Annotated in this window: 19 protein-coding genes; 2 read left to right on the top strand and 17 right to left on the bottom strand. The window is 42.2% G+C overall.

The features are described from left to right. Window positions 1-158 precede the first annotated feature (158 nt). From PSI06_RS10540 to ccmA, 10 genes are read right to left on the bottom strand one after another with little or no spacing between them, the layout of a single operon-like run. Window positions 159-890, bottom strand: coding sequence for an MlaA family lipoprotein (locus tag PSI06_RS10540; RefSeq protein ID WP_004588329.1), 732 nt, complete (start codon window positions 888-890; stop codon window positions 159-161). A gap of 9 nt (window positions 891-899) precedes the next feature. Continuing rightward, window positions 900-2,150 carry a c-type cytochrome biogenesis protein CcmI gene (gene ccmI, locus PSI06_RS10535; RefSeq protein ID WP_273603714.1) on the bottom strand — a complete coding sequence of 417 codons (1,251 nt, stop codon included), beginning with the start codon at window positions 2,148-2,150 and terminating at the stop codon, window positions 900-902. Continuing rightward, window positions 2,150-2,611, bottom strand: coding sequence for a cytochrome c-type biogenesis protein (locus tag PSI06_RS10530; RefSeq protein ID WP_004588327.1), 462 nt, complete (start codon window positions 2,609-2,611; stop codon window positions 2,150-2,152). The genes ccmI and PSI06_RS10530 overlap by 1 nt, the downstream gene beginning before the upstream one ends. Beyond that, a complete protein-coding gene (locus PSI06_RS10525; RefSeq protein ID WP_004588326.1) occupies window positions 2,611-3,180 on the bottom strand; it encodes a thiol:disulfide interchange protein in 570 nt (189 codons plus the stop codon). Before PSI06_RS10525 ends, PSI06_RS10530 begins: the two co-directional genes overlap by 1 nt. Further along, a complete protein-coding gene (locus PSI06_RS10520; RefSeq protein ID WP_004588325.1) occupies window positions 3,180-5,144 on the bottom strand; it encodes a heme lyase CcmF/NrfE family subunit in 1,965 nt (654 codons plus the stop codon). Before PSI06_RS10520 ends, PSI06_RS10525 begins: the two co-directional genes overlap by 1 nt. A 1-nt stretch (window position 5,145) precedes the next feature. Further along, window positions 5,146-5,625 carry a cytochrome c maturation protein CcmE gene (gene ccmE, locus PSI06_RS10515; RefSeq protein WP_004588324.1) on the bottom strand — a complete coding sequence of 160 codons (480 nt, stop codon included), beginning with the start codon at window positions 5,623-5,625 and terminating at the stop codon, window positions 5,146-5,148. After that, window positions 5,622-5,825: a heme exporter protein CcmD gene (gene ccmD, locus PSI06_RS10510; RefSeq protein WP_004588323.1), complete on the bottom strand. Its 204-nt coding sequence runs from the start codon at window positions 5,823-5,825 to the stop codon at window positions 5,622-5,624. Before ccmD ends, ccmE begins: the two co-directional genes overlap by 4 nt. A gap of 3 nt (window positions 5,826-5,828) precedes the next feature. Beyond that, the gene (locus PSI06_RS10505; protein WP_004588322.1) at window positions 5,829-6,566 is read right to left on the bottom strand and encodes a heme ABC transporter permease; all 738 of its coding nucleotides are present in this window, start codon (window positions 6,564-6,566) and stop codon (window positions 5,829-5,831) included. 1 nt (window position 6,567) lies between these two features. Continuing rightward, window positions 6,568-7,254, bottom strand: coding sequence for a heme exporter protein CcmB (gene ccmB, locus PSI06_RS10500; protein WP_004588321.1), 687 nt, complete (start codon window positions 7,252-7,254; stop codon window positions 6,568-6,570). Continuing rightward, window positions 7,254-7,874 carry a cytochrome c biogenesis heme-transporting ATPase CcmA gene (gene ccmA / locus PSI06_RS10495; protein ID WP_086004334.1) on the bottom strand — a complete coding sequence of 207 codons (621 nt, stop codon included), beginning with the start codon at window positions 7,872-7,874 and terminating at the stop codon, window positions 7,254-7,256. Before ccmA ends, ccmB begins: the two co-directional genes overlap by 1 nt. Window positions 7,875-7,987: 113 nt before the next feature. Between ccmA and fliK the strand changes: the two genes are divergently transcribed. Both fliK and PSI06_RS10485 read left to right on the top strand, forming a co-directional pair. After that, a complete protein-coding gene (fliK, locus tag PSI06_RS10490; protein WP_004588319.1) occupies window positions 7,988-10,300 on the top strand; it encodes a flagellar hook-length control protein FliK in 2,313 nt (770 codons plus the stop codon). A 1-nt stretch (window position 10,301) separates the two neighbouring features. Continuing rightward, window positions 10,302-10,622, top strand: coding sequence for an EscU/YscU/HrcU family type III secretion system export apparatus switch protein (locus tag PSI06_RS10485; RefSeq protein WP_004588318.1), 321 nt, complete (start codon window positions 10,302-10,304; stop codon window positions 10,620-10,622). Window positions 10,623-10,703: 81 nt separating this feature from the next. Here the strand turns inward: PSI06_RS10485 and PSI06_RS10480 are convergent, their stop codons facing one another. From PSI06_RS10480 to PSI06_RS10450, 7 genes are read right to left on the bottom strand one after another with little or no spacing between them, the layout of a single operon-like run. Beyond that, window positions 10,704-11,105, bottom strand: a complete 402-nt coding sequence (locus tag PSI06_RS10480; RefSeq protein ID WP_004588317.1) for a DUF2802 domain-containing protein — start codon at window positions 11,103-11,105, stop codon at window positions 10,704-10,706. A gap of 17 nt (window positions 11,106-11,122) precedes the next feature. After that, complete coding sequence (locus PSI06_RS10475; protein WP_004588316.1) at window positions 11,123-11,620, bottom strand: chemotaxis protein CheW; 498 nt, start codon at window positions 11,618-11,620, stop codon at window positions 11,123-11,125. A gap of 24 nt (window positions 11,621-11,644) precedes the next feature. After that, entirely contained in the window at window positions 11,645-12,427 is a 783-nt protein-coding gene (locus PSI06_RS10470; RefSeq protein WP_004588315.1) for a chemotaxis protein CheW, read from the bottom strand. 3 nt (window positions 12,428-12,430) lie between these two features. Further along, entirely contained in the window at window positions 12,431-13,201 is a 771-nt protein-coding gene (locus PSI06_RS10465; protein ID WP_004588314.1) for a ParA family protein, read from the bottom strand. A 12-nt stretch (window positions 13,202-13,213) separates the two neighbouring features. Then, the gene (locus PSI06_RS10460; RefSeq protein ID WP_004588313.1) at window positions 13,214-14,179 is read right to left on the bottom strand and encodes a flagellar motor protein MotB; all 966 of its coding nucleotides are present in this window, start codon (window positions 14,177-14,179) and stop codon (window positions 13,214-13,216) included. A gap of 5 nt (window positions 14,180-14,184) precedes the next feature. After that, window positions 14,185-14,949 carry a flagellar motor protein gene (locus PSI06_RS10455; RefSeq protein WP_004588312.1) on the bottom strand — a complete coding sequence of 255 codons (765 nt, stop codon included), beginning with the start codon at window positions 14,947-14,949 and terminating at the stop codon, window positions 14,185-14,187. Further along, window positions 14,942-16,087, bottom strand: coding sequence for a protein-glutamate methylesterase/protein-glutamine glutaminase (locus PSI06_RS10450; protein WP_004588311.1), 1,146 nt, complete (start codon window positions 16,085-16,087; stop codon window positions 14,942-14,944). Before PSI06_RS10450 ends, PSI06_RS10455 begins: the two co-directional genes overlap by 8 nt. Window positions 16,088-16,095 lie beyond the last annotated feature (8 nt).

The following is a 16,095-nucleotide window of genomic DNA, read 5'->3' as shown; positions in this document are numbered from 1 at the left end:
TCAGCTAACTTATTACGAGCTTCCGACGAGGCGGGAAGATAGATTTTACCCTCGAAGGGTCAAACCCAAACCAAGTAAATACCCCACCAAAAAGAAAAATACCAGTCAGCTTAACTGACTGGCATTAAGCAATTGCTGGCATTTTTTATAGCTGTTATTTATAGGCTTTCTAAGAAGTCTTCATCAAAGTCTTCAGGCTCTTCTTTGATTGGAGGATTGCCGTCGTATAGCTCATAAAGCTGACGCTGGAAGTATATGTCTTTAACAAACAAATACGGGTCAAGAGAGTCATTAAGTAGGCCTTCTTGCGGGATAAGTGAAGCACGAGCTTCAACCGCTTTAAGCGCAAAAACTAAAATAGTTTGAGGCGTAGTCAGGGCGATTTCTGGTAACACAAAGTTATCAACTACATCGCCTGTTAAGTTACGTGCTGTAGTTGGCCCCATTGCCGGCAGCATAATATATGCGCCGTCGCCAACGCCCCACACGCCCAATGTTTGACCAAAGTCTTCATCTACCAGCTCAAGTCCAAGTGAACTTGCAACATCAAAAATACCAAATACACCTACCGTAGAGTTAACTAAAAAACGCGCTAAACTCACGCCTGCGTTACCCGCTTTACCTTGTAGCCCTGCGTTTATCATATCAACAGGCGCACTAATATTATCGGTAAAGTTAACAATCCCATTGCGTACAGGCACAGGGGTCACTTCTACATACCCTACAGCCACAGGGCGTAAAATATAAGCATCAAGAATATCCATATTAAAGTCGTACAATGGACGGTTAATGCTTTGTAGCGGGTCGCGCTCATCAACTTTGTTTTCTGGTACTTGTGCACATCCGGCTAGCACCAATAAACATAAAAAAGTAAAACTATGCTTTAACATCTAATGTCCTTAAGGTATTAATGTATCAATTTGAAGTTGGTAGTCACTTACGTTTTCACGTTGTAATGTCTCAGAGTGACCCTCTAACTCACCACTACTTGGCATAACTGACTCATCGATTGAGATCCGCGCTGTGATCACTATATCTTTAGCACTTGATAAGTTTAACCCATCAACCATTGCATTAGCATCAGTGAGTTGCACCGTTAGCGGAAAGCTGTATTCATTTAGTTTAACAACCGCTAATGGCATAGGAGAGCCTTGAGCAGCCTTGGCAAAAATAAATAAAGTCCCCTGCTGTGGCTGCTTATCGAAAAGCTCATCTGCTAAGCTCACAGTAACACTAATAGCACTGTTAGCAGAGACCGGCATTACAGAGCCCTCATTTTGCATTTGTTGCTCTATATCGGAAATACGCTGCGCTATCATTGAATAACGCGTATCGCTTTTATCCATGCTTGCCAGTAATACTTCAAACGCCGCTTTGGCTTGCGGCCAGTCCTTGCGCTCATAGGCAATAAGCGCTAATAAAGAAATAGCATCAAGGTTTGTTGGTTCAACCTTTAGCACTTTAGATAGCATACCCGCTGCACGCGTCATGTTCTCTTCGCTGCCTTCAAGCAATAAAACTTGGCTGTAGCTAATGAGTACTTGCATATTGTCTGGGTTCATTCGCAGGGCTTTATCAAACGATTGCTGCGCCATATCAAATTCGTTTAACGACATAGCCACACGTCCAAGCAGCATCCACGCAACTTCGTCATCGCCTGATTCACTAAGCTTAGTGCGCAGCGCTAAAGCAAACGCTTGCAACTCGTTTTGAGTTAGTGGCTCACCTTTTTGCATTACCGCACGCTCGCCATAATCTGCAAGGTTATCCATTGCATCATACCACGCTGCTATTTGCTGCTGGCTCCCTGTAAAGGTGTAAAAAACACCGGTGAGGGCTAATAAAAATGCTGCGCCTGTTAAAGCAAAAATACGGTTATTACCTTTGCTATTAAGCGATTTTTCTGGTGAAAGCTCGTTCAATAAACGACGTTTTAGCTCAATAACCGATTCACTGTGGCTTTGCGCATCAATACGTTGATTTTCTAAGTCGTTTTGCAGCTCAACTAAACGCTGCTCGTAAATGCTGATCAATTCTGCATTAGCATTGTGAGTAATGGTTTGCACGCGCTCTTTTTTTAAAAAAGGCAACATAATAAAAGCCAGTGCAATTAGTGTGAGTAAAGTAAAACACGCCCACATTAAAATCATTAATTTTGCTCCTGACGTTTATTTTCTGCAATTAACTTAGCAAGTTTTGCTTCATCATCGCTGTTCCAGGTTTGCTTAACTGACGCCTTACGCTGGCGAATTACAATAAAACCAAAACCCAAAATAACAATAAGTACAGGTAAAACCCAAAGTACTAATGTGGCTGGTGTTACAGGCGGATCGTAATGAACAAAATAACCGTATCTGTCTATCATGTAATCGATTACTTCGTCTTTTGTTTTACCTTCTTTTACCAACGCGAGTACCTTGTCGCGTAAATCTTTTGCAACAATGGCATCAGAGTCTGCAATATTTTGGTTTTGACATTTAGGGCACCTGAGCTCTTTGGTTAACTCTTCAAAGCGCACAGCTTGTTGGTTATTGTCAAACTGGTAGCGATCTTGCTCGGCATACACTGCCATACTTATAAAAAAGCTCAGGGTTAATAAAAACACTCGCATTAATTTAGCTCCTGCATAACAGGGGCAAATTTAGCACGCCATACGCGCAGGTTTAGATCCCCTGTATGGTGTAATAAAATTTTACCCGTTTTATCCACTAAAAATGTTTCAGGGGCACCTGATACACCTAAATCAAGTGACAAGGTACGGTGCAAGTCTAAAATATTAAACTGGTATGGGTCGCCAGCACGGCTGAGCATATCACTCACATCGGTGCGCAAAGCTTGCATATCAAATGGACCATCAAAATCGGCATCGTAGCCTTGTACATAGTACAAACCAATAATTTTTACGCCTTGCTCACGCAGCTTGGTTAAATACCCAAGTTCAACTAAACATGTAGGGCACCAAGTCCCCCATACATTAAGTAAATAAACTTCGCCTTTTAGGCTTTCATCTGTCCAGCGCTTATCATCTTGCATTAAATCAGGCAGGTTAAACGCAGGCATCGTTTGGCCTAGTCGACCGGTTTGAATTTCACGCGGGTTGGCAAACAAACCTTGATACAAAAATACACATAAAAATATAAATATTAATAACGGTGCTAAAGCTAAAATTTTACGGTTCATTACGCATTCTCCAACGCTTTTTTGCGTGTACTTGCTGATGTACGGTAGCGTTTATCAAATAAAATCATAAACCCTGCAAGCGATATAAGTACACCGCCTATCCACATCCAACGCACGAACGGTTTGTGATAAATACGCAGTGACCATGCCCCTTTACTTAATTGCTCTCCGAGCGCTAAATATAGGTCGCGAGTAAAGCCGGCATCAATTGCCGCTTCGGTCATAAATTGCATACCAATATCGTATTTGCGTTTTTCTGCGTGCAGCTCAGTCACTAGCTTATCGTTATTAAATACCGACACTACACCAGCATGTCCACTGTAGTTAGGGCCGCGTATTGCTTTAACGCCATCAAATCGGTATTCGTATTGATTAAGCGTAACAATATCGCCTTGCTTCATAGAAACATCACGCTCTACCGAGTACGCCGAAGTAAGCGTAACGCCTGCAATAACAAATGCTAAACCAACGTGACCAAGCACCATAGCCCAGTAGCTAATACCTAAACGTTTAATGCCTTCTTTTAGCGTCCCGTGAACCGACGCCTTAGCGTATAAATCTATGGCAGTTGAGACTGCAACCCATACACCTAAGGTGGTGGCTAATAATGTAAGTGGTTTTACGACATCGTAGCTTGAGAACAACCACGCACAGGTAATAACAACACTTATCAACACGCCTATTAATACTTTATTTTGTAGTACAGCCCACTTATTTTGTTTCCAACGAAGAAAAGGCCCTATTCCCATTAATATGGCAAATGGTACTAATAAAATGGCAAACATTTTATTAAAGAACGGTTCGCCAATAGAAATACTGCCTAGGCCCATTTCTTTATGCACCATAGGTAACAAAGTACCTAAAAGAACAATTAATGTGGCTACCACTAAAAAGATGTTGTTAAGCCACAAGGCCACTTCACGTGATACAAACTTGTAACGGCCTTCGCTTTTAACTTGTGATACGCGCAGCGCATACAACGATAAACCGCCGCCAACAACAATGCCTAAAAAGGCTAGAATGAATAAACCTCTATCAGGGTCAGTGGCAAATGCATGCACCGATACAATAATACCTGAGCGAACAATAAAGGTGCCTAATAAGCTCAGTGAAAATGCAGCGATGGCAAGCAGCACAGTCCACGATTTAAATACACCGCGCTTTTCTGTCACGCTTAGAGAGTGCAATAAAGCCGTAGCAACTAGCCAGGGCATAAGCGATGCGTTTTCTACCGGATCCCAAAACCACCAGCCACCCCAGCCAAGCTCAGAGTAAGCCCACCAGCTGCCTATGGTTATTCCTAAACTTAAAAAGCCCCAAGCAGTCATCGTCCATGGGCGAGACCATTTAGCCCAGGTGTTATCAAGTTTACCTGTTAAAAGTGCTGCAATAGCAAATGAAAACGCAACCGATAACCCCACATATCCCATATACAGTAATGGCGGATGAATGATCATACCGGGGTCTTGTAGTAGCGGGTTTAAATCACGCCCTTCAACAGGGAAATACGGCAGTAAGCGTTCAAACGGGCTTGAAAGCAGTAGTGTGTACATCATAAAACCGACACCTAAAAAGCCAAGCACACCTAAAACACGTGCACGCAACACCCAAGGTAGCGATTTAGAACGCATAGCAACCACGGCGGTCCACCCTGCTTGCATTACAAGCCACAGTAAAATAGCGCCTTCGTGCCCACCCCACGTAGAGGTAATTTTATAATACCAAGGCAACGTACTACTTGAATGGTACGCCACATAAGATACCGTAAAGTCATCTGTTAAGCTGGCATAGATAAGCGCAGCAAACGAGAGAAGTACAAAAGCAAATTGCCCAACGGCTAAAGACGGGGCCGCACGCATTAAACGAAGATTACCGGTATGCGCGCCCCACAGCGGAAAAATACACAGTAAAACGCTTAGCACCATGGCAAGCGTTAAAGAAAAATAACCAAGTTCTGGGATCATATTAGCTACCGCTATCTAGGTTGTATTTTGGTTTTTCGTGTTTAATTCCTTTTACGGCTTCTGCTACTTCTGCTGGCATGTATTCTTCATCATGCTTAGCCAGTACTTCAAAAGCTTCAATCACGTTTGGTTCTACAAGCACACCTTGCGCTACAATACCTTGGCCTTCGCGAAATAAGTCAGGCAAAATGCCTTGGTATTTAATTGTTACCAATGGCCCAGTATCAATCAGTTTAAAGCTGACTTGTAAACTTTGTTCATTACGAATGACAGAACCCGGCACAACCATACCGCCAATACGCAACTTTTGCCCTATTTGCGGTTTTTCTTTATCTGGGCCTTTGCCGTCTATTAGCTCGCTTGGTGTATAAAATAAGTTTATGTTTTCCTGAAGTGCATAAAGCACTAGGCCTACAGAGGCACCAATACCAAACAGTACTGCAATAATTACCAATAGGCGTTTTTTACGTCTTGGGTTCATGAGATTTGTTCCTGCTTCGCTTTTTTAATTCGCGCTTCACGCGCAACTTGCTGCTCTACTGAGGCCATAATACGTTTTGTATCACGTAAAGAGCTAAATAAAATGCCCAACAAAATTAAGGCGCATGTACCAAATGAAAGCCACACGTAAAACCCGTAGCCTCCCATTGCAATAAAATCAGAAAAAGAGTCAAACTGCATAATTTACCCCTTACTTAACAAGGCTCGAACCCAAGGTCGATGCTTTTCACGTTGTAATATTTCATTTTTAAGGCGAATTAACGTTACAGTGCCCACAAACGCTGCAAATGCTAAAATGTTTACCATAAGCGGCCAAAACATACTTGGGTCAATGGCTTTTGTATCAAGCTTTGTGATTGTTGCGCCTTGGTGCAGAGTGTTCCACCACTCTACGGAGTAGTGAATAACAGGTAAATTAATTACCCCTACAATGGCTAAAATAGACGCTGCGCGCCCTGCTGATTTTTTATCTTCAAAGGCATGGTAAAGCGACAGCACGCCTAAGTATAAAAACAATAAAATAAGTTCAGAGGTTAAACGTGCATCCCATACCCACCAAGCACCCCACATAGGTTTACCCCATGCAGCGCCGGTAATTAAGGCAATAGCTGTAACACAAGCTCCCACCGGGGCAATAGCAATTACAGCAAGTTCAGCGTTACGTAATTGCCACACTAAAGCGACAATAGCTGCTATAGCCATAGAAGAGTATGCGCCCATAGACAAAATAGCCGATGGAACATGAATGAAAATAATACGGTAGCTGTCTTTTTGTTGATAATCAGCCGGTGCAAAACCTAAGCCCCAAATCCAACCAACAAGCATACTTATAACCGTAACAACGGCAAAATAAGGCAGTAACGTATTACATAATTGATATGCGCGCTCTGCTTTTGCGTAGGGATGTAACCACTTCCACATATTAACTTACACTCACTTTTAATGCTGACGATATGGCGATGGGTGCGCACATAATAGCAACTACTAACATGGCCCCAAGAATGGCAAGCTGCCCGCTATAATCCAGCGACATAGTACTGGTATCAATGGCTGACGTTGCAAAAATTAAAACAGGAATATACAAAGGCAACACTAATAAGCTCATTAAAATGCCGCCTTTTTGTAATCCCACAGTAAGGCCAGCCCCAATTGCACCAATAAAGCTTAATAATGGCGTGCCTAATAATAATGTTAATACGGTCGCTAACAGCGCAGAGCTCTCTAAATTAAGCAATAAAGCAAATAACGGTGTCATTAATACTAATGGTAAACCGGTAACAACCCAATGCGCCGCAACTTTAGCCAACACGGTGAGTGATAGCGGGTACGATGAAGCAATTAACTGCTCCAACGAGCCATCGTTATAGTCGTCTCTGAATAATTTATCGAGTCCAAGCATGGTAGAGAGCAAAGCTGCTACCCAAATAATACCTGGCGCCATTCTGTTTAATAGACCGGGCTCTGGGCCAATTGCTAACGGAAATAAAGAAATAACAATGAGAAAAAACAAGATAGGATTGATAATTTCAGCACGCTGGCGAAACGCAAGCTTTACATCTTTACTAAATACCGCACTAAACAGCAGCCAATATGAATGTTGACGAGTCATCAGTAACGATACTCCAAGGTCACCGTTTGTAGGTTTTCAAACTGTGTTGTTAAATCTTGATGGGTTGTTAGTAAAATAGCGCCACCACTTTTTAAATGCTCAGAAAAACGTTGTTGTAAAAATGCAACGCCATTTTTATCAAGTGCAGTAAAGGGTTCATCAAGCACCCATAGTTTTGCATCACTTAACCATAATCGCACTAAAGCGACACGACGCTGCTGCCCTGCAGAGAGCATTCTTACCGGCACATCTTCAAGGCCCACTAAGCCAAGCTTAGCTAAAATTGGATATAAGTCGGGCTCATTTGTATAGCCGTTAATGTGTAACCAATGGCGTACGTTTTCCAGTGCGCTGAGCTGCACATTGACACCGGTTTTATGGCCTATAAATAGCAGGTCTGTGGCGTACTCTTCATAATGCTTGGTAATAGCTTGCTGGTTATAAAAAATAGCGCCTTCATCAGGCACACTAAAGCCTGCGACAATACGCAATAATGATGTTTTGCCAGCCCCGTTAGGACCCGCTAATTGCATGATTTGACCGCTATTTAGGCTAAAATTAAGATCCGCAAACAAACAACGTTCTTGCTTGATGCAGGTGACGGACTTAATGTGTAACAAGATGACGTTTCTCTATGCCAAAAATTAGGCGTTAGTCTACCATAATGATAGGGTAATACGAATATTGCTTTAAAATCGATTCACGAAAATTAGCGAAAACTTGATTTAAAATAATGAATAATCCAACGCAAATCACATTATCTAATTCATTGGTTAATAACCAAAGCGCTCCGAGCACTTCGGACGAATTAGTACAATTACCAGAGCAGGTACTTGCGGCTAAAAATATTCAGTTTTCAAAAGGCTCAATTACACTCGATGTTTTAATAGATAAACACTGGCAAACTCTACGCTTAGGCATAACGCATGCCCCTCAAAATACAGACAAAATAGCAAGTGCTAACATACAGCTCAGCGCTGATGGAAAGCAGCTAAATATTACTCCTAACAATACCAATATTACACTTAGCAACGCATCACAACTGCAGCGTTTTTTAAATTATGTTAGTACCGGTAGTGAAATACAAAGTAAACCCTTGCCAGTCAATGTACAGCTTTCGCCGTCACCGCAGCTTATGATACCTAGCCTTAATGCCAGTATTGCAATTAACAAAGAAACCGCACAGCTGTTAAATACCGAGCAGCCATTACAGGTACTTATTAATACAACCAATAAAGGCGCACAAATAAATGTTATTAACCGCTTTGCTGACACCGTCCATACTCAAACTCTCAGCCAACATAAAATTTCGCAGCTATTAACTAACTTACTGCCCAGCGCGCAACTACAAGCAACGCCTAAATTAGCTATTATTTCGCACCCTCAGCATAGCGGCTCGTTCACAACCCCGATAACCAATAAACAGCTTAGTGAATTGCCTAGCAAGCCCGTGGCAGTAAATATTACTAATCAAGCAGATAAGCTGCTCATTAAAACTAACTTACCTAAAATGCAGGTCGCACTTAATAACTCATTTAGTAAACCCTTTACCGACTTGGTTTTATCACAGCAGCAAAATGCAGCCAGACCCCCCGCTGATAAAACAAGCCCGCAGTTAAGTGCACAAAGCCCTATAAAGTCATGGTTACAAAGCAGCTTTAGCGATTTAAAAACGCGAATTAACGATGCCGTTAAATACTTTGAAAACAAACCCTTTGCGAGTAAAACGTCACCTTTGCAGGCTCAACAAGCTAAGCTTGATGTAAATAAAACGCCGACACAAATAAACACGCTAACAAACCTTAATTTAAGCAAGCTAAATATAACCGCTGAAGTTGCTAATCATTCTTTTACCCCTAACAGCCCTTTAGCTAAACACTTTGCGCAGCTTCCTCCTTTAGTGCAAATAACCCAGCAATTAAAGGCAAGTGTGTCGTTATGGCAATCAGCAAACAATACAGCTCAGCCCCAAGCAGTGAGCGCCCAACCAACAAATGTAAGTACGCAAGGCAACGCTTCTACGCCGCTGAGTTTAAAAACACTACATGCCACAACTTCACAGGTAAATACTCCCAATCAACCCAGTTTGTCTCACTCGCTTTTTAACACAGCTGTAAGTCAGCAGTTACAACCAACAGAAGCTAAAATTTTAACCTCGCTTTTAAATTTGCCAACAGAGAGTGAGCGCCCAAATAGTGCTTCCAACCCTAAGACATTGTTGAGTAGCCAAATTACTGACATAGCAAGTAAAGCTACTCAAAATACACCTGATCTTACGCGTTTAGTGAATCAAGCTTTTAATAGAATGGTCTCCAGTACTAATGTCCACCCAGCCACCATACAGCGAGAGCTTTTAAGTACCTTACAACCGCTTACTACGCCAAACGACACACTACAAAGTAGCTTTACAAAAGGGCTTGAGCAACTTGCGGTTACTATTTTAGCGGCGCCAATAATAAGCCAACCAAGTACTTCGCTAACGTTTAATAACCACACAGGGGTTGATGCCCTACTTAATGTGCTTTTACCTACTTTTAAAGTAGGTAATGGCGCGGATAAACTATTAGAGCAACTTCAACAAACACAAATACAAGAGCTTGCCCCAGAGCTGCTACAAGTTAAAAATACCCTTAGCCAAGTACAAGTAACTACGCCAAACCAACAAAGCGACACAAACCCGCTAGCACAGTTTTTATTTCCGATGAAACTTCCGCCTGAAGCGGGACAAACAGAGATAACCTTAGGGCAATATAAAAAAGCCAGTGTAGATAAAACCGAAAAAAACGTGTGGTTTGTTAGATTAAATTTTGATTATGCACAGCAAGGGCAATTACAAATAGTGGCTGAGCTTATGGACAAAGCGCTCGATTGCCAGCTGCTTGCCTCTAGCCAAGAAGTAAGTGCAATTGCACACCCTCACTTAGATAGCCTCAGGGCTAAATTAGCTCAGCATGGCTTGCAAGTAGGCGAGCTAAACTTAAAACGCGGAGATGCTAGTCATCAAGCGTTTTATCAATCGCATGCCATTATAAATATTAAGGTTTAACATGACTGACACCTCTAATTTAGCAGCAAATAATAAATCCGCGATTGGCCTGTTGTATGAAGCAGGAAGTACCCCAGCAGTAAGTGTAAAAGGGTTTGGCGAGTTAGCCGATGAAATAATCGCAGCAGCAAAACAAAAAGGCATTATGATCCACCAAGATGAAGCACTTGCTAAAACACTCTCACACTTAGAATTGGGAGAGGAAATACCTAAAGAGCTTTATTATGTTATTGCTGAATTGATTGCTTTTTCGTACGTGCTTCGTGGGCAGTTCCCACCTGGCTGGCAAGACTTTCAAGGTAAGCTAAATGTAAAGGCATAACTAGGTGGATGAATTATATCTCCCCCTTTATTAAGTATTACTGCACATTGGTGTTGTGTGTAGTTAAAAGCAAAAAAGACGCTAGGCGTCTTTTTGTTTATGTAACGAAAATAATAGTTCAGCCTCAGCCCTAGGAAGCTCGCACTCGCGTATCACCTCATCTAAATCTGCGCCAAGCTCAACCATTTTAACAGCACGTGAATATATTTTTGCGTCTGGGTCATCATATTTTTGGGCAGCTTGTTGTTGCATCAACTCTTGATTTTGTTGCTCAACTTCAAGTACGCGCTTACCTATACTTAAAAGCCCTGTTCTGAGCTCAGACACTTCACTGCGTAATATATGTGTTTGCTCTGAGGTATCTTTTAATTGCTGTGATACCGCATTAAGCTCCGCCGACTGTTTATTTTTTAATGCAACAATTAGCGCCAGCGATATTAAACCTATCCCTAGCGCTGCTATTGCGATACTGAGTAACAACATAATTTTAGTGGTAAAGCTTAAATATCGCTTAACTCATCCCATTCGTCATCGCTAAGTAATTTATTTAAATCGACTAAAATAAGTAATTCGTTATCGCGGTTACATACACCTTGGATAAACTTAGCGCTTTCTTCGGTACCAACATTTGGGGCGCTGTCTATTTCAGAGCTGCGTAAATACACAACTTCAGAAACACTATCGGCTAAAATACCAATTACTTGCTCTTCTGCTTCAATAATTAAAATGCGAGAGTTATCAGTTGCATCCGCAGCAGGCAAACCAAAGCGTGCACGAGTATCAATAACAGTGACTACGTTACCACGTAAATTTATAATGCCAATAACGTATGAAGGTGCTCCAGGTACTGGGGCAATTTCGGTATAACGTAAAATTTCTTGCACCTGCATTACGTTGACGCCATACGTTTCTTCTTCAAGCTTAAACGTTACCCACTGTAAAATTTCATCGTTGTTATCTGCGTTTTTATTCGCTGATAATAGTCTATCTTCGCTCATGCTGTTACCCCGTAATGGTCGTTACTACTGACGGCTATCTAAGCCTTTTTCTAATAGTGCATTTAAATTATCTACATCTATTAAAGCACACATTTTTTCTTTAATAACACCGGCAAGCCAAGGGCGTTTGCCACTGTTTTTTCGCCATTTTACATCTTCTTTACTCAATGTAATGTTATTTATTAACTTTTCGGCCAATAAACCCCAGTTGCTATCGCCTAAGGTTATTAAATACTGATAATTAAGAGAGGCCTCTAACTTTTCATCGTACTTTTCAGGCATTACCCAACGGGCAGTATCAACTACGTTTAGCTTTTCATCTCTATTAAGCATAACGCCTTTAAACCACTTTGGCTTACCAAATAAATGATTTACTTCACCTAATTGATGAATTCCTCCAAGCGCTTTCAAAGGAACAGCCAATGTTAAACCAGCCACTTCAAAAAACAGAGCCTGAAATTCACCTTCAAAGTAATCTTCTTGGCTATGTAATAAAGGGGCAGGTTCTGTACTTAACTGGGTTTGCACCTCAGCTGTCTCTACTGGCTCAGGCTCAATAGGTGCCGGTGGCGAAATAGTGGCGTCAGCCTCGCTATTACTCTCTTTTACTTGCTCAGAATAAAGCTGCTCGGTTACTTTTAATTGCGCTTTGGGCTTTAAAAGTACTTCGTCGTTTTGTAAGGCACTAGGTACTTGCTCAAGTAGCTTTGCTACAGGCTCAAGGTTTTCCTCAGGTTCGTCTTCGCATAATAGCGCCCCTAAGTATTGAGTCATTACTTTTTCATTAGCAAATAATTGCTTACTCATTCATTAACCTTGTCCAATTAAATAATCTAATAACGCTTTATAAGCGTAAACCCCACGCGAACGTGGGCAAAACTCTATGGGTACCTTTTGTGCAAGGCTTGCATCTCTAAACTTTGTATCAACGGGGATCACTCCTGGCCATACTTTATCTTTATATGTATTTTGCAACGTTTTGTAGGCTTCAAGCGACGCTTTAGTGCGCTTATCATACATAGTAGGGATTATAGTATATTGGTACTGTTTCGCTTGAGAGCTTTGCATTAATTCCATAGTGCGCATCATTCTATCAAGCCCTTTGAGCGCCAAAAACTCAGTTTGCACAGGCACTAAAATACGTTCGCTGGCGGCTAATGCGTTCACCATTAAAACACCTAAAACGGGCGGGCAATCAAGCAGCGCATAATCGTAATGTTCACTAATTTTTGCAAGTGTTTTTTTTAAAATTAAGCCCATCCCCGTTTTATTGCCCATACTTCTATCGAGGGTTGCTATAGCCATCGTCGCGGGCAATATATCTAGGTTTTCCATGGTAGAGGGGCACAAGGCTTGTAGTATTTCTTCACTTTGCATTGAGGTGCCGCGGGCAAAAATATCGTACACACTGACTTCTAAATCTTCAGAATCAATACCAAAATAGTACGTTAGTGAGGCGTGAGGGTCGGTATCAATGAGTAATACGCGTTTACCTTGCAAGGCCAAAATACCAGCAAGACTGACAGCCGTTGTGGTTTTACCTACACCGCCCTTTTGATTTGCTACTGTCCAAATCTTCACATTAAGTCCTAATTACTGTTCATTGCGCGTGGTGATTCTGATGCCACCATGAGGTAAACGAATTATTTTAATAGAGTTATCATCAGAGGGAAGTTCCACCTCTGGCTCAGGCGCAGCTTGTTGCACTTGCTCATCAGGCTCAGCTTCATTTTCGGTGGTTTGTTGTACTAAGCCATACTTAGAAAGCGCAATAACAACTTTACGATTCTCTGCTCGACCCGCTGCGGTGTCGTTATCGGCAAAAGGTGAGTATTGCCCATACCCCTCGATTGCCATTCGCGCTGGGTTAATTCCTAACGTTTCTAATTCAACTAAAATAGAGGTCGCCCGTGCAACTGACAACTCCCAGTTAGAGCGAAACATTTCATTGCGAATACTTTCGTTATCTGTGTAACCTCTTACCCTTATGTAGTTATCTACTGGGGCAATAATATCTTTTACAATTTTTACGACTTGCTTAGCTCGCGCGTGGGCCACTGAGCTACCACTTGAGAACAGCATTCCTGAACTTAGCTCAATAATAAGCCAATCTTGGTTGAGCTCTAAACTTGCTTCTCCATCACGAATTTCATCAATAAGTGCTGAATGTAATTTAGTTAACAGACTATCGAGTGGTTTACCTAAATGTTTTTGTTTTATATTGCTGGTATCACTATGTCCATCTAACAGCTCTGGGCCAGACTCCTGTTTTTGAATGCTCTCACCATACAATAACTCTTGCTCTGGGGTAACACGGTCAGTAAGTAGCCCTTCGCCTTTCACGCCCTCACCTTGTTGCGATTGTTGCCTTGCTGATTTGTCAAAAACCTGTTCTAGGGAGTCGGAGAGGATTTGAAAACTTTCTTCTTTATTTATGGCAATGGCATACATAACCACAAAAAAGGCAAACATAATGGTCATGTAATCAGCATAAGAGACTAACCAACGTTCTGTAAGTTGATTTTTTTCAGCTGATTGACGTAAGCGCCGGCGTAACATAAAAGTTACTCTACCACGACATTAGGGCGCTCTGTGCGATAAGCTTCAAGCTTTAATTCTATGTTTATAGGACTTTCGCCAAGGCTTATAGCAATCACCCCTTCGGCCATCATTTCATGGTAAAGCATTTTTTGCTCTACTCGCTGCTTAAGCTTATTGGCCATAGGTAAAAATAATAAGTTAGCTAAACCCACCCCATATATTGTTGCAATAAATGCGGTGGCGACCCCTGCACCAAGCTTTTGAGGGTCGGTAATAAATGACATTGCTTGAATAAGGCCAAGTACAGCCCCTAAAATACCTATAGTTGGGCTATATCCGCCCATGGCTTCGTACACTCTACTTGCTTCAAGTAAGCGGTCTCGTTCAAGCATTAAATCTATTTCTAAGGTGTCGCGTAGCTTTTGCTCCGAACACCCATCTACTAGTAAGCTAAGCCCTTTTGCTGCATAAGGATCTGGGTGACTAAGTGCCTCTTTTTCAAGCGCTAAGTACCCTTCCTGGCGAGCTTTATGCGACCACGTTTTAATTTGCTCTATGGCTTGCTCAATATTGTACTGAGGTGAAAAAAACACCCAATGGCTCATGCTTAGCGTTTTTTTAAAGGTGCTTGTCGCCGTTTGCAACATAACAGCCCCTAAGGTGCCGCCAAGTACAATAATAAGTGCAGGGCCATTAAATAACGCCGTGACAACGCCCCCCTCTAAAGAGTAACCAATCGCTATAGCGCCCAGCGCAATGATTAACCCTAAAACAGAGAGCTTATCCACAACCAGTCTCTCTTTTTATTCTTGCTGCTACGTCGTTTAACGCTAAATGCTCAGAGGCAAGCCCAGCGTTGGCAATAGCTTGAGGCATACCGTATACCACACAGCTTTTTTCATCTTGCGCCCAAATTGTTGCGCCAGATTGCTTAAGCATTCGCGCGCCATCACGTCCATCAGCGCCCATGCCGGTTAAAACAATAGCAAGTACATCTCCTTGGTAGCTTTTGGCAACACTTGCAAAAGTCACATCAACGCTTGGTTTGTAGCTTATACGTTCACTATTATCTTCAAATACACGCAACGTTTTGTTACCACTTCGCCCTTCTACCATCATTTGCTGTCCACCAGGTGCTAAGTAGGCTGTGCCGGCTTCTAGCCTGTCACCTTGTTGCGCTTCTTTAACGCGTATTTTGCAAAGGCTATTTAAACGTGCCGCAAACGCAGGCGTAAATGCTGCCGGCATGTGCTGAATTAACAAAATAGGGTGAGCAAAGTGAGCAGGTAATTGGGTTAATATGGTTTGTAAAGCAACTGGCCCGCCAGTTGAAGTGCCAATAGCCACTATTTGATAGTGTTTACCGCTGGCACGCGTGGGCATACTGGGTGTAGTTGTTGTCTGCACTGGGGCAGCACGTTGAAAGCTTCTATCAGGTTGTTTAAGCGATGAGCTTGTTGTGGCAAGTTTGCTTGCAGATGGAGCAGTAGTCTTACTTGATGTTAATGGCCTAACAGGGCGCGGTGCTCGCCTGCGACCAATTTCCTTCACTTTAGCTTGCAATAACTTGATTGCATCTTCGTTATTTCGTGCAATGTCTTCAAACTTTTTCGGTAAAAAGTCCATAGCTCCGGCATCAAGTGCATCTAAAGTTGCGGTTGCACCGTCGCGAGTTAATGAAGAAAACATAAGTATTGGCGTTGGGTTACTCCCCATAATTTCTTTAACTGCGCTAATACCATCAAGCACAGGCATTTCTACATCCATGGTGATCATATCTGGACGTAACTGCGCTGTTTTTTCTACGGCTTCTCTACCGTTAACAGCAAAGCCTATTACTTCGATACCGCTGTCTTGTTCAAGGATTTCGCTCACTCGACGGCGAAAAAAACTGGAATCGTCAACAACTAAAACTTTTACGGCCATTGCGCTCT

Source organism: Pseudoalteromonas sp. GABNS16E (genome assembly GCF_028598715.1).
Lineage (GTDB): Bacteria > Pseudomonadota > Gammaproteobacteria > Enterobacterales > Alteromonadaceae > Pseudoalteromonas > Pseudoalteromonas atlantica.
The sequence above is the reverse complement of the archived record's forward strand: the minus strand, read 5'-3'. Positions and strand labels throughout refer to the sequence as shown.